The sequence below is a fragment of the Aquimarina agarilytica ZC1 genome (assembly GCF_000255455.1).
Lineage (GTDB): Bacteria > Bacteroidota > Bacteroidia > Flavobacteriales > Flavobacteriaceae > Aquimarina > Aquimarina agarilytica.
Genome location: NZ_JH621273.1, coordinates 38,217 through 54,422, shown reverse-complemented (window position 1 = coordinate 54,422; position 16,206 = coordinate 38,217). Strand labels below are relative to the sequence as shown.

At 33.7% G+C, this 16,206-nt stretch carries 7 protein-coding genes; 3 read left to right on the top strand and 4 right to left on the bottom strand.

Features of this window, described 5'->3' with window-relative positions:
* Positions 1-118: 118 nt before the first annotated feature.
* From KQA_RS0213690 to KQA_RS0213675, 4 genes are all read right to left on the bottom strand, one after another.
* The gene (locus KQA_RS0213690) at positions 119-700 is read right to left on the bottom strand and encodes a hypothetical protein (protein ID WP_010181983.1); all 582 of its coding nucleotides are present in this window, start codon (positions 698-700) and stop codon (positions 119-121) included.
* A gap of 30 nt (positions 701-730) precedes the next feature.
* Positions 731-1,663, bottom strand: coding sequence for an OmpA family protein (locus KQA_RS0213685; protein WP_010181982.1), 933 nt, complete (start codon positions 1,661-1,663; stop codon positions 731-733).
* A 418-nt stretch (positions 1,664-2,081) separates the two neighbouring features.
* Entirely contained in the window at positions 2,082-3,623 is a 1,542-nt protein-coding gene (gene amaB / locus KQA_RS0213680) for an L-piperidine-6-carboxylate dehydrogenase (RefSeq protein ID WP_010181981.1), read from the bottom strand.
* Positions 3,624-3,625: 2 nt separating this feature from the next.
* Positions 3,626-4,159: a 3-hydroxyanthranilate 3,4-dioxygenase gene (locus KQA_RS0213675; RefSeq protein WP_010181980.1), complete on the bottom strand. Its 534-nt coding sequence runs from the start codon at positions 4,157-4,159 to the stop codon at positions 3,626-3,628.
* Positions 4,160-4,583: 424 nt separating this feature from the next.
* Here KQA_RS0213675 and KQA_RS0213670 point away from each other — a divergent pair, with 424 nt between their 5' ends.
* The 3 genes from KQA_RS0213670 to KQA_RS0213660 all read left to right on the top strand — a co-directional run bounded on the left by KQA_RS0213670 (position 4,584) and on the right by KQA_RS0213660 (position 16,129).
* Positions 4,584-11,228, top strand: coding sequence for a T9SS type B sorting domain-containing protein (locus tag KQA_RS0213670; protein WP_157366707.1), 6,645 nt, complete (start codon positions 4,584-4,586; stop codon positions 11,226-11,228).
* Positions 11,229-11,569: 341 nt separating this feature from the next.
* Positions 11,570-13,690, top strand: a complete 2,121-nt coding sequence (locus KQA_RS0213665) for a T9SS type A sorting domain-containing protein (RefSeq protein WP_010181978.1) — start codon at positions 11,570-11,572, stop codon at positions 13,688-13,690.
* Positions 13,691-14,008: 318 nt separating this feature from the next.
* Positions 14,009-16,129 (top strand): T9SS type A sorting domain-containing protein, encoded by a 2,121-nt coding sequence (locus tag KQA_RS0213660; RefSeq protein WP_010181977.1) that lies wholly within the window; start codon positions 14,009-14,011, stop codon positions 16,127-16,129.
* Positions 16,130-16,206: the final 77 nt, after the last annotated feature.

Genomic DNA, 16,206 nt, shown 5'->3' with positions numbered 1-16,206 from the left:
CAAAATAGTAATAATTAACGAGGCAAGCCTCGAGGTATTAAACCTGATAGCGAATAAAAAAGGCTACCAATAAAATGATAGCCTTTTAAAGGGTGAAATCTTACACGCGAAAGTTGAACTAACGCTCTTTACCGCCATCTAAATAATCTTGAAGGTCTTTAAGTTCTTGCCATTTTCCTTCAAAAGCTAAACCGGCTTGTTGTGGCCATGTGGTAGGTTTATGTATTTCAAAACGTTTCCCGCCAATATTTAAAATTTCTTGACAACGATCAACGCTAGCTTTGCTTAATTGATACCAAGTTTTAATTCCATTTTCATTAAATAAATCCGAAATTTTTGGACCAATTCCTTCTACAACTTTTAAATCGTCGGCAACTATTTTCTTACCAAAAATTGATTTAGCCAAATCACCATCAAAATTAAGACTAGGCTCAACTTCAATATCGCTAGTATCTATTGATCGAGCGGCAAAGGCACTTGTGGTAGTGTTTGCCAAAGGTTCATTGGATTGTAATGATATGGCTTTATCTTTTTCGGAGAGGCAGGCTTGTAAATCAGCTTCAAGTTTTCTATTTCTGTCTCTTAATTTTTCAATTTCTTTTAAATCGTCATCACAATTACAAGTAAGGTGACGTAAAAGCCATCCTAATAAAGCTCCGACTAATGCGGCTACTATCGGTATAATTATACATGGATTCATATGTTTGTATTTTTAAGTTTATTAATCGGTTTATTTGAGTGTTACTATTACGCGTCTGTTTTTAGCTCTACCTTCTGCAGTAGCGTTAGTGGTAATAGGCTCGTTTTGTCCTTTACTAAGGCTTTCTATTTTATTCGCTAAAATTTGATTACGAACTAAATAGTTTTTGATTGTATTGGCTCTATCAAGCCCCAGTTTCATATTAGCTGCAGCGTCACCGGTGTTATCGGTATGACCAACAACTAAGACTTTACCGTCGTTAACTTTATCGAGGTACTTGGCTATGTCGGCCATTTCTTGTCGTTGTTCTGGTGTAAGTCTAATGTTACTTGAATTTGTCGCAAAATGAAGTTCTAATGGATGCGCCATAATTTCTTTATGTAAAGCTTCTAGCTCTTCGGCAGCTTTTTTAGTTCCTTCATCACTTAAATCCATAGACTCGAAACCAAACTCAACTGGACCTTGGTAAATAGTTCCATTAGGAATCATAGAATCATCTAATTTTCCAAAAGTGTTAATTTGCTTGGATGAAATTCCCTTGGATACTAGGTAGTTTTTAACGGCATTAGCACGCGCCAGACCTAAATTCGGATAAGCTGAAGTGTTTTTTTCGGTACTTTTAAATAATCCAGTAATATCAATGACCTTACTTGGATTTGCCTCTAAGTAGTCTTTCAATTTAAGTACGCCTTCATCTACTTTGGCAGATACAGGCTTAAGGATTGAAAAATCAGCACCTTCAAAATTAAAATTATCATTAACAGCGTAATTAAATTTTGAATTGTCGTTAAAAGCCAAACCATATGAGGTTGGTGAGGGAGTGACAGGCTTTACTACTGGAGCAACTGCAGGTACTTTGGTTGTCGCTTTTCCTCCTGGAGGACAGCAAAACATCCAATTTAAATACGCACCTATAATTGCGGTTAGTAGTATGCCTAAAAGGTAAAGAAGTCTTTTTGACATGAGTTAGGTTATTAATTGATTAATTAGTATCAAGTTAACAATTAATCATTTATTTTTTTAACAACTTAGTCACTTTAAGGTTATTATTCGATAAAATGTTTATAAAAACATATGAAAGGCGTAAAAATCCGATGTAATTAAAAGGTTTTAATGGTCTAATATGGAATTTATAGGAATTTTTTTAATCAAAAAGTGTTAGTTTTCAATTGATTATGTTGAATTTTGCGCCTTTATTTGGTTAAATCCTCATGGAGTACTAAAAATCTATTCCGAATGGAAATTTCTGTAAAATCAAAGGCTTCGCTGTATTGCTGTATTTTATGATCTCAGCAAAACAGTGTGCTATGCTGAGATCAAGAAAATACTTTTTTTATTGAACTTTTAATACTCATTACGAAATTTTAGTACGTAATCAGGATTAAATGTTAAATTTAATCCCTTGGGCTAAAGGAAGTTCTGTGGAGTAGTTTATGGTGTTTGTCTGTCTGCGCATATAAGCCTTCCAGGCATCTGATCCCGATTCGCGACCGCCACCAGTTTCTTTTTCACCTCCAAAAGCACCGCCAATTTCGGCGCCCGATGTACCAATATTTACGTTAGCAATACCACAATCTGATCCTAGGGCAGAGAGAAATAATTCTGTTTCTCGTAAATTTTCGCTCATAATGCTTGATGATAAACCTTGGGGTACATTATTTTGAATGGCTATAGCATTATCAACATCTCCAGAATAAGGAATGATATACAGTAAAGGGGCAAAGGTTTCGGTTTGAACTATAGGGAATTCATTTTTTGCTACATAAATAGCAGGACTTACATAGCATCTGCTTTCGTAACCTTTACCAGTTAAAATCTTACCTTCGACTATTGGAGTGGCTCCTTGTTTTTTTGCTTCGGTTAATGTGCTTATGTAGTGATTGGCAGCTTCAGTATCAATTAAAGGTCCCATGTGGTTTTTTTCATTTAATGGAGAACCTATTTTTAGTTGTTGGTAAGCCAATGTTAGTTTATGTACAACATCATCTAAAATGCTTTCGTGAACAATAATTCTTCGGGTAGTTGTACAGCGTTGACCGGCAGTTCCTACAGCTCCAAAAACTAAGCCAGTAAGTGCTAATTGTAAGTTAGCATGGGGAGTTATAATCATAGCGTTATTACCGCCAAGTTCCAGTAATGATTTTCCTAAACGCGCTGCTACCGATGTAGCTACACTTTTTCCCATTCTAGTGGAACCTGTTGCCGAAACTAGTGCCACTCGAGTATCATTAGCTAATAATTTACCTAATTCGGCTCCTCCAGTTAGTAAGCATGAAATGGCCTTGGGTAAATTATTGTTGTCTAAAACTTGAGCAATAATTTTTTGGCAAGCTAAGGCACATAATGGTGTTTTTTCCGAAGGTTTCCAAATAGTAACATTTCCGCAAATCCAAGCCAATGCTGTATTCCATGCCCAAACAGCCACAGGAAAATTAAAGGCAGAAATAATACCGACTATCCCCAAAGGATGGTATTGTTCATACATGCGATGTTGTGGTCTTTCGGAATGCATGGTAAATCCATGTAGCTGACGCGAAAGTCCTACGGCAAAATCACAGATATCAATCATTTCTTGAACTTCACCCAATCCTTCTTGCAATGACTTTCCCATTTCATAAGCTACAAGTATGCCTAGGTCTTGCTTTTTTTCGCGCAAAGCCATGCCAAATTCACGTACTATATCGCCACGTTTGGGTGCAGGAATAGTGCGCCATTGTATGTGGGCTTCTTGAGCTTTTTGGATAATTTGATCATAGCTTTCGCTAGAAGTGCAACTAATAGTTCCTATTTGATTTCCGTCAACAGGCGAAAAGGAAGAGAGTGTTGTTTTTTCAGAGATAAAAGAACTTCCAAATGCAGTTCCGTGTTCCGAATCACTAATCCCTAGGTTACTTAGGTGTTTTTGTATTTGAGTATAGGTCATTGTTATTTTACAAATCGTTCGTCAACAGGCATAATTTCATTACAGTTTTTACAAGTACGTAATGTTTCATTGCCATAAAAATGTTTGAAGTGTTTTAAAAAATCAACTTCAATGTCTTCTAATTTAAAATATACTTCGTGTAGCTTGGTGTTGCAATTATCGCAAAACCAAAGTAAACCATCGTCCATTGGGAGTTCTTTGCGTTTACGTTCAATTACTAAACCAATAGATCCTTTGTGGCGTACAGGTGAATGTGGAACTTTTGCAGGGTGTAAATACATGTCTCCAGGTCCTAATTCCATGGTTCTTTTTTGACCATTTTCCTGTATGTGTACTTCAATAGTACCTTCTAACTGATAAAAAAGTTCCTCAGTTTCGTTAAAGTGATAGTCCTTTCGAGCATTAGGTCCAGCAACAATCATTACTATGTAATCACCAGCATCCTTATATAAATTCTTATTGCCTACAGGTGGTTTTAATAAATCCCTGTTTTCTTCAATCCACTTGTTGAGGTTAAATGGTGCTTGTATTTTCATAAGTCACTGTTTTACGTAATACAAAGTTACGTATAGTTGGGTGAATTAGAAATGTGAATTTATAACCTATTGATAGGTAAAATAAGTGTTAATTAAAATGGGCCTTCTTTATATTATTTACTGTGTTTTCTTTGATAAACTAGAATTGATATATACGCTAACTGTGAAAATGTTGAATATGTTGTTGTTGTTTTAAATAGTACCGAAATAGGTATTATAAATTGTGTAAGATGGGCGTAAAATCACAAATTTTAAGACGATTATTCTTACATGTTTTTGGGTTTTTAGGAGCAAAACTAGTATTTAGTAGGAATATTCTGCGTTATGTGTTTTAATTGTTGAATAATGCTGTTTTTTAGTGTATTATGCTTTAGGTCAACTGTTTTTTTTTGATAATTTTAAGACCAACAAATATTATAATTTAGTGAATAATAGAACTATTTTTTCATTTTATTTTTGGTTGTTATCTACCATCTTAAGTTTTGCTCAATCAGCGGAACCATCTATTCAAATAACTGATCAATTGAATAATGAAGAAGTACTAGTAGACTGTAGTTATCCTTTGGATGCCGACCGATGTTTTGAGTTAAAGGCAACATTTACCGAAATTAAGGAGACAACCTCTTATGAAGTAACAGCAATTCCTTATGCAAATCCGATATTGGGTATTGCTGGAGGAACACAGATTTTAATTGAGACCGATGATCGTTGGCAGGATACTCCCCAGGTGTTGCCATTTACATTTTGCTTTTATAATACATCTTTTACCAAGTTTATTACTGGCGATAATGGTTTACTAAGTTTTAAAACAGATGTGGCAAGTGGTGCGCAAACTATGGCATCGTTTAAATTACCGGATTCTCGTTTTGGTGACAATATTATTTTTGGAGCGTTACACGATATGGTGGTTCAGCAAGGACAAAATGGTTGTGTAAATAAAGATGATCCACTTACGCCTCTGAATGAGTGTGGCGAAATTATGTATTATACAACTGGTGTTGCTCCAGGCAGGAAGGCCATTATTTCCTTTGAAAATATGAGTCATTTTGATTGTTTCGATTCTAAGTCTACATTTCAAATAGTGCTTTATGAAACTTCCAATATTATAGATATTTATATTGAAAAAAAGCCCGAAAACTGTGAGGTAATTAGAGCAGGAGAAGATAATACAAGCATTATCAATCGTAAAAATGCATTAGTTGGTATACAGAAAGATGGTACCGAGGCCGTAGCTGCTCCCAACCGAAATAATGAAATATGGGAAACGACTAATGAGGCTTGGCGATTTATACCTAATGGGGCTGCATTAACGGAATTGGTATGGAAGGATGCTAGTGATCGTATTATTCAAAGAGGTGGTAGTTTAAAAGTATGTCCCGAAATGACTACCGAATACAAAGCAGAAGTAACTTATAATTTGTGTTTGGGAGGAACTGAGCTATTGGATGACGTGATACCGATTGTTATAGATACAGAATTTCCTGTGGCCACAGCTATTGAAAAAATTATTTGTGATCCTCCAGTTTTTAATGAAGAAACCGTAGATATTACAATTTATGAAAATGAAGTATCGGTTGGACAAACTGGGTTAACATATAGTTACTACAGGAATGAAGTAGATGCAAAAGCCGCTTTTAATGCAATTGATACGCCAGAGAATTTAAAACTTGAAACTAAAGTAACGGAGGTTTATGTTCGCTTGCAACGTGGAATTTCTTGTTTTGATGTAGGGAAAATTAAACTTACATTGGAGTCTACAGGGAAGTCAGCCATTTCAAAAATATCACTTTGTGATGTAGCTAATGATGATGAGGAAGATATAGCGTTAACAGATTTTACTAATGCTATTAGAGGTGGACAATCATCATTATTAAATATATCATATCATAAATCATTTAATGATGCCGATAACAACTTGGATCCAATCTTACTTTTTACTGAAGCAAAAGATGGAGATCCTATATTTATTCGTTTTACTATAGGGCCAGATGAGATTTGTAAAACCATTGAAGAAATTTCTATTGAATTAAAACCAGAACCTGTGGTAATGGATATTCCTGTTGAGGTGTGTGATGATGTTAAAATATATGATTTAACAACGAAAGAAGCTGAAATCACTAGCTTGAACCCCTTATTGAATCTTAATTTCACTTACTTTGAAAGTACTCGAGGCAGACGACCAATTAAGGAGGAAGATATTAAACAATACGTACTAAATAGAAGAGCTACGGTATATGTCCGCACTATAGATCCGTCTCAAAATTGTTTAAAAGAATACGAATTAAATTTTACGTACAAAAAAGGAATTCCAGCAACTGATGATACGCAAGCGCAAATTAACGATCCGAGTTTTAATTTAACCGAATCTATAGCAAATATGATTGCCGATGATACCAATATTAATGTTCGGTATTTTGATTGTGATACGGATGTTGCTATTGTTGATCCTGTGAATTATACACTAACAGGTAATGAAGGTATGGTTTGTGTGGAATTCGAAAATACGATTTCGGGCTGTAAAAGTAATGCCGAAATCAACCTTGAAAATGCCAGAGGAGGAGCATCTGGCGGAGGCGGAGGCGGAGGAGGTTGTGATCAGGATAATGATGGGACAGAAACCATAATTTTAGATGAATATTCGGATCAGATCATTGAAGATACCGTATTCGATTTTAAAAAATATTTGCAAATTTCTTACTTCCGAACAGAAGCTGAAGCCAATTCGGATACTGCTGAAATTACTGAAATTACCATCATAGCGACAACCACTGTTTTTGTACGCCGAAGAGTGATTTTTAAAGGGAAAGAAATTGATTTTGATGTGTTTCCTTTTGAAATTGAATTTAAACCAACCACACAATATAAAGATCAAAAAATAGGTATTTGTGATGTCCGTAATGATGGTTTTGAGCGTTATGATTTAACACAATTAGAAACCGATATATTAAATGGTATTCCGGGTACAATTACACGCTATGAAGACGAAAGTGAAAATGAAATTACTTCTCCCGAAAGGTATTTTTTTAGAGGGCCTTCAAAAGAGGTATTTGCCATAGTGGTATCTCCTAATGGGTGTGAGAATAAAACAAAAATTGAAATTTCATTTGATGATCCTATACCTTCAAACAATATTATTTATAGCTTATGTGATTTTAATAATGATAGGGAAGAGGTTTTTGATTTAGATTCTCAACTTCCAGATATTAATTCAGATTATACTAGTTTTACAGTTACTTATTACAACACTCAAAATGGAGCCGATAATGAATTGGCTATAGACCAAATCACTTCACCATTTACATACAGAGGGAGTAGTCGTTTTGTATATGTTCGGTTGGAAGGAGCAGAGGATTGTTTTACCACAGCTCAAATTCGTTTAACTGTAGAGCGTACTCCGGTAATACAATCCACAGAAATTACTATTTGTGATTTTGATAATAATGCTATTGAATTAGAGCAAACGGTATCAGATTTTAATCCAGAAATAATAGGAACACAACGGGGTGTTGAGGTGGTGTATTATGCTTCCGAAAAAGATGCTGAAGATGAAATAAATCCTATTACTGAATTTGATATAACACCAACGACAGAGTTATATGTAAGTGTGAAATTTAATAGAAGTGAGTGTATACAACGTTTTCCTATAACCTTTAATTTTGAAGAAACACCTAATTATAAAGATGTTGAAATTACAGTTTGTGATAATTTGGAGGTAGGTACAGAGCCTTTTGATTTGACTAGTTTAACTACAGAAATAACAACAGAAACAAGTTCAATAATTACCTATCATACGTCAATCGATGATGCGAATGCTAATTTAAGAGCGATTACCAAGCCTTCGGATTACAGTATGGATACGAGTACTCCGTTTTCTTTGTATGCTAGAGTTAATAGCGCTACAAATAGTTGTTACTCGGTTGCCAAAATGAGTTTTGATTTTGTGCTGCCTGCTGTAATTTCGGAAACAACATTAAATGTATGTGGATCAAACAATGTAGGTGTTTTTGATTTAACAGAGGCAATTCCAAAAATGACTACATCGCCAGGGGATTTTGATATTTCTTTTTATTTTAAGGACATTCAAAATGCGATAAATGAGGATGCTGCTTTTTTGGTTTCCGAAGCCGAAAAATATGATTCTAATCTTTCCGATTTGGTGTTTGCGCGTTTTAATAGCAAAGCCTCAAGTTGTTTTATGGTAAAAAAGATAACACTTTTAGTACGTGATAAGCCTAAATTGGTTCGTAGTGATTTTGATTTGTGTGACAGTGATTTTGATGGAGATTTTACCCTGTCTTTAAATGATTTAAATGCATTTACCAGTGCGCAAAGCGATGAATTTACATACACTTATTTCACCTCATTTGATAATGCCGAAAATGATACTAATCCAATACTTGGCATTGCAAATTTTAAAGTAACAGAGCCAGTAACTACTATCTATTTAAAAGCGTTGAATAAAGCAGGTTGTACGGATATTTCTTTTGTTAATATTATTATTGATGAACAAGTACAAGTAAATACAGTTGCAGAGGTTTTAGAATCTTGTGATGAAGACAGGGATGGGGTGGCTATGTTTGATTTAACCACATTTGAAAATAGATTAACGGATGAAGTTAGCCCTACATTTGATTATTATTTAACAAAAGAGGAAGCTGATAACGAAGAAAATAAGATAACCAACACAACAAATTGGTTAAATATAAATGAAACAGGTCAAACCCTATTTGTTCGAGTTAGTGTTAGTGGAAAGTGTGATAATATTACCAGTTTTAATTTAAAGCCGATTAGTGTAAATGCAGCACCTAAAAATGTTACTTTTTGTGCAGGTGATAAAGCAATACTTGATGCAGGGTTAGGCTTTAAAAGTTATTTATGGAATACTGGGGAAACAACGGCAACTATTGAAATTACTACACCTGGAATGTATACAGTTGAAATTACTGATGCTAAAGATTGTGCAAATACCTTTGAAATAGAAGCGACCGAATTAGCGTTGCCAACGGTTATACCCAAAGAGGTCACCGCCTGTGATGAAGATGGTACACTTGACGGTTTTTTTGAATTTAATCTTTCTGACTACGTTAATGAATTAAAAGCAGATGCCTTAGAAAGTGAAGTCAGTTTTTATACCTCGGAAGCGGACGCCTTATCTAAAAGGGATAATTTAGCTTTGGAATTTATTAACACAGTAAATCCACAAACACTATATGTGAGAGTCGAAAATACCCTAACAAAGTGTTTTAATACGACCACCTTGAAATTAACGGTAAGTGTATTAGACAGTGCTGCGGCAGCATTAAAAGTATGTGATGAGCAAGGTTCAGAAGATGGTTTATCGGAATTTACATTGAGTAATGCCGATGCAACAGTTTTAAATGGACAATCTTTTTCGGTGAGTTATTACAAAACAGCAACAGATGCTGAAAGAGAAACAAATGTATTGGCTGATAAGTACCGCAATGAAACGGCATATAATCAAACTATTTATTCGCGAATTGAAAACGCAAACGAATGTGTATCGATAAAAGAAGTGGATTTAATAGTAGAAAAACTACCTAACATTAAAGATGAAGAAGAAGTGCTGTATTGTATACATAGTTTTCCCGATACTATTGAGCTAGTAAGTGATATCCCAGAAAGTGAACAGACGGATTATACTTATTTATGGAATACTGGCGAAACTTCAGCTTCAATTAATGTAAATACAGCAGGTATTTATACTGTGGAAGTTATAAATATGGCAGATTGTTCAAAAACAAAAACCATTACAGTTAAGGAAATTGAAATAGCCATTGATAAAAATGTAACGGATATGTTATGTGATGATACAGATAATTCATCTGATGGTTTTTTAAGTATTCAATTGTCAAATTATATTGATCAAATAACTTTAAATAATGATAATTTGAAGGTTGAGTTTTTTGAAAGTTTAGAGGCTTTAAATACTGGAAGAACACTTAATGTTGATCGCTATAAAAATACTAGTAACCCACAAACTATTATAACTAAAGTAACAGATAAGCTAACCAATTGTTCGGATCAAGGAAGAATCACTTTAACGATTAGCACACTCAATATTAATAATGCATTATTAGAGCTTTGTGATGAGGTAGATGCTGAAGATGGTTTACATACATTTGATCTAACTTTAGCCGATGAACAGGTGTTAAGCGGGAAGTCATATGCTGTAACTTATTATGAAAGTTTTGATAATGCAGAGAAAGACACCAATCCATTGAATACTATTTATGATAATATTCAAGCTTATGACCAAGCTTTAGTAGCAAAGGTGATTAATGAAAATGGATGTGTAGCCTACAGTGTAGTTTCGTTAAGTGTTAATGAGTTACCTGCTATTGAAACTAAAGCGACGCGTATTTACTGTTTAGATACATTTCCTAATACAATTTCTTTGAATAGTGATACCGATGGTAGGGAATCTGAATTTACTTATTTGTGGAATACCGGAGCTACTACTGCTACACTTGATATTAATCAAGTAGGGGAGTACAATGTTATAGTTAAAGATAGAAAGGCTTGTGAAAGGCAACGATTCATCACGGTAATTTCATCAGAAAAACCAACAATTGATAAAATTGATATCGAAGATGGTGAAACCGTAAATACAGTTAGCGTTTTTGCTTCGGGCTCGGGTACATATCAATATGCTATTGATGGAGGAGGTTTTCAAGAGAGTAATGTGTTTACTGAAATAGATGGAGGCTTACATGAAATTACGGTAAGTGATACTTCCATATGTGGATCGGTTAGTCAAACTATAGCAGTGGTTTCATTTCCAAAGTCATTTACACCAAATGGTGATGGAATTAATGAAACATGGTTTCCTCAAGGGTTCTCTAGTCAATATCAAGAAATGCAAGATGTGTCCATTTTTGATAGATACGGAAAGCTTTTGTCCAAACTCGATTTAAATTCTGGAGGCTGGGATGGAACTCATAACGGAGCTCATATGCCAACGGATGCCTACTGGTATTTAGTTACTTATAAAGAATTGTTTAGTGGTAAAACACGCCAAGCAAAAGGTTATTTTGAGTTAAAAAGATAATTGTATCATACGCTCTCCAGATAAGTGGTTTGTTTTTTAATGTTAAGTAGGATTTACATTTAGTTACCTATTTCTATAAGTGTCTTTTTTAGTGATTTTCACGATAAGTTTAATATAGTGGTATTTTATCGTTCTTTTTTGCACTTAACGTTTTTTGTATTAAAAATGTATTTTATTGTTTTATTATACTGATTTACAGTAAATTAAGTGTTTTTAAAGGTTTTGTGTGTTTTTTATAAAGATTGTCAGTATTGATTTTATGTTAATATTAGTAGGAATATTTTGACAATATGATAAAAAATGTTATGTTTGCATAGTAATTAATTTAAAAACAGACGACTATGCCCCAGTTAACGTTTTCGGTAAATGCCTCTAGGAAGCTATTTACCTTACCCCTAGTTCTTATTCTTTTTTTATTTACCTACAATATAGCCAAAGCCGAAATTTGGTATATCAATAAAAACCAAGGAAGAAATACACTCCAGGCTTTAATTACAAATGCCAATGATGGAGATTTAATTTATTTTATTAATGGTGGAGTAGGAAATGATTATGATATGAGTGGTCCTCCTATTTTAGTAGACAAAGCAATTACCTTTTTAGGCTATACTCCTGTTGGTTATAATCAAACTACTCGAGGAGCTTCAGGGATCCAAACCAATTTAGTGAATGTAGTTTCTTTTCTAATTCGCTCAAATGGAGTAAAGTTTAAAAACATAAAAATTACTGCTATCAATAATGATGTAGTACTTATGGACGGTCGTTCGGAACTTTATAATACAAATTTTACAAATCCTGGATATACAGTAAATGACCAGTACGAAGGTATTGAGTTTACTAATGTGGAATTAAGAGGTGGTTTTTATAGCTGTTTTGCTGGTAATGGAATGCAAGCAGATTTTAAAAATGTATCCTTTTTAAATTTTGGAAGAATTGGATACATTAATGATCGTAGGACTCGTGTAAACGGGATGAAAAAAGTAACATTTAATAGATGTAAATTTGAACCTTTACCTCCAAGTGGTGATTTTGGATTTGATTCCAGAGGAATTTCATTGGATGCAGGGAATACATCTTATCCTGTAGTATGGAGTGGTAACGGAACATATATTAACGAATGTGATTTTGTTAATACTGGTGTAGCATTTTCAAGAATTAAAAATATCGTAGTATCAAACAATAAATTCACAGATGATACCGCTTTAGTTGATATGATTCATGCCGAAGAGTTTTCAAATGATTTTTTAATCACAGGAAACGAGTTTGTTTGTAACGCATCTCCAGCAGCACCAAGGAACTTTGAAAGAAGTAGAATAATTACTTTGGATAGCGAATTACAAGCAGTAACAGATTTTACAATAAGTAATAATGTAGTCACTGGTGAGTATAACTTTTTTGTAAATGGTTATGCGCCAACTAACATAACTATTAAGAACAATAATTTATCAAATGCCTACCCATATAATGCGAGTTATATTGATTTCAGGTATTATGAGAATAGATTTAAAACAGGTGAGGGTATTGATGCCAATCAGGAATTTGTTTCAAGAGCGATTACCATTACGGGTAATACAGGATTTAAAAATTGGAATAAAGAATGTAGACTTAATGTACCGAACAATGGAGGAGCTATTACTATAGATAATTCACAGTTTGGAAGCGGTAAAGTAGTTTTAAATGCAATTAATGAACCTGTTGCTTTAAGAAATAATGGAATTTATGAAATAGTAAATGCAGGAAACATCAATAAAAATCTGGCTTCAAATGGAGCAGGCTCTTATGGTTTAATAACAAAAGAAGGTGTAGGAAATAATTCAGTTAAATGGGAATTTGAGTGGGTACCACCATATTACTACCATATTAAAAATGTGGACACTGGGATGTATTTAGAAACACATAAAGGTTATACAGAGACTGAAATAAAGACCAATGCACAAGAAAGCGTTTATCCTTTTTTAAACTATGCATGGAACGATAAGCCAAAATGGATTTTACGTAAAACGGATTACAATGGATTGTTTAAAATATTACCAGCAGGTAATGAAAAACAATCAGTGCTTGCGCTAGAAAATGGTGCTTATCCAAAATTAATTATGCACAAAAAGTTTAATAATGATGGTACAAGATCTATTAAGGAGCCAAACAATTTTGGAAAATGGTGGATTAACCCTAGTTTTAGTTCAGGTTCATCGGGAGCAAAACAATTCGCTATTGAAGAAACGAAAACGTTTGAGGGAATAAATGTGTTTCCTAATCCTGCTAATGATATAGTTTCTCTTTATTATGAAGATGATACTCAACCCGTATTAAGTATTGAGATTTATAATGCTATAGGAGGTTTAGTTCAAACAGAAAAAATTAATTCACATACAAATACAGCATTGGATATTTCTGGTCTTACTACAGGAGTTTATTTTGTGAAAGCGTCAAATGGTATGGTGAAAAAGTTATTGGTTCAGTAATAATTACTATAGTTTAAATAACGTTAACCAACCAAAATTGAAAGATCGTCTAAATTTATATTTAGGCGATTTTTTGTTTTATAAACCCTTTTTTGCCGTACTAATTATGTGCATTTAATCTGATTTTATTGCGTATTGTGGTTTTTTAAGTTGAATTCATTAAAGGATTAATGATGTTTTGTTTTTTAATTTGACTGATTATCAGTAATATGTAATTTTTTGTAAGTATTTTGCAAATATTAATTTATTAGTAAGAATTGTATTACGTTTGATTTAAATGGCGTATGTTTGCACGATCAAATTCAAAAACAAATAACTATGCCCCAGTTTACGTTTTCGAAAAATAACCCAATGGGTTTATTTTCGCAATTAGTATTAATTGCTTTTATATGTGTTTTTAACCTTGTTAATGCCAAAACTTGGTATATCAATAAAAAGCAAGGAAGGGATATTCTTCAGACGCTTGTTAACAATGCCGACGATGGTGATTTGATATATTTTGTAGATGGAGGAGAAGGCAATGATTACGATATGAGTGGTTTGCCTATTTTGGTTGATAAAGCAATTACTTTTGAAGGTGCTTATTCTGGTGCTTATGATCCGAGTGTTCGAGGAACTTCTGGTATAAGTACCAATTTGACAAATGTGGTTTCTTTTCTAATTCGCTCAAACGGAGTGAAGTTTAAAAACATAAAAATCACCGCAGTAAATAATGAAGTAGTACTTATCGATGCGCGTTCAGAACGCTACAATACTAATTTTACAAACCCTGGATATACTGCTAACGATCAATACGAAGGTATTGAGTTTACTAATGTGGAATTAAGAGGTGGTTTTTATAGCTGTTTTGCAGGTAATGGAATGCAAGCAGATTTTAAAAATGTATCTTTTTTAGATTTTGGGAGAATTGGATATATCAATGATCGTAGGACTCGTGTAAACGGGATGAAAAAAGTAACATTTAATAGGTGTAAATTTGAACCATTACCTCCAAGTGGTGATTTTGGATTTGATTCCAGAGGAATTTCATTGGATGCAGGAAATACATCTTATCCTGTAGTTTGGAGTGGTAACGGAACATATATTAACGAATGTGATTTTGTAAACACTGGTGTAGCATTTTCGAGAATCAAAAATATCGTAGTGTCAAATAATAAATTCACAGATGATACCGCTTTAGTTGATATGATTCATGCCGAAGAGTTTTCAAATGACTTTTTAATCATAGGAAACGAGTTTGTTTGTAACGCATCTCCAGCGCCACCTAAGAATTTTGAAAGAAGTAGAATAATCACTTTGGATAGTGAATTGCAAGCAGTAACGGATTTTACAATAAGTAATAATGTAGTAACCGGTGAATATAACTTTTTTGTAAATGGGTATGCGCCAACTAATATTACTATTGCGAACAATAATTTGTCAAATGCTTATCCATATAATGCGAGTTATATTGATTTCAGATATTATGAAAATAGATTAAAAACAGGAGAGGGTATTGATGCCAATCAGGAATTTGTTTCAAGATCGATTACTATTACGGGTAATACAGGATTTAAAAATTGGAATAAAGAGTGCAGAATCAATGTGCCAAACAATGGAGGAGCTATTGCTATTGACCATTCACAGTTTGGAAGTGGGAAAGTACTTTTAAATGCAATTGATGAGCCTGTTGCTTTAAGGAATAATGGAGTTTATAAAATTGTAAACGCTGGAGACATCAATAAAAATTTGGCTTCAAAAGGAGCAGGTACTTATAGTTTGGTAACAAAAGAAGGCGTTGGAAATAATTCAGTTAAATGGGAATTTGAGTGGGTGCCACCATATTATTATCATATTAAAAATGTGGATACCGGCATGTATTTAGAAACACATAAAGGCTATACGGAAACTGAATTAAAGACCAATGCACAAGAAAGCGTTTATCCTTTTTTAAATTATGCAGGTAATGATAAGCCCAAATGGATTTTACGTAAAACAGATTACAATGGATTGTTTAAAATACTTCCAGCAGGTAATGAAAAGCAATCAGTACTAGCCTTAGAAAATGGAGAGTATCCAAAACTAATCATGCACAAAAAATTTAATGATGATGGAACAAGATCTATTAAGGAGCCAAACAACTTTGGAAAGTGGTGGATTAATCCTAGTTTTAGTTCAAGTTCATCTGGGGCAAAGCAACTAGTTGTTGAAGAGGCTACTGCGTTTGAAGGAATCAATGTGCTTCCCAACCCAGCTAAGGATATAGTTTCTCTTTATTACGAAGACGATACTCAGCCGGTATTAAGTATTGAGATTTATAATGCTTTGGGAGGTTTAGTTCAAACCGAAAAAATTAATTCACATACAAATACAGCACTAGATATTTCTGGTCTTACTGTGGGAGTTTATTTTGTAAAAGCGTCAAATGGTATGGTGAAAAAGTTATTGGTTCAATACTAATCTAAATACAAGGGTGTATGTAAATAAGTATTCACCAACAAAAAGAGGCTATACCATTTGGTATAGCCTCTTTTTGT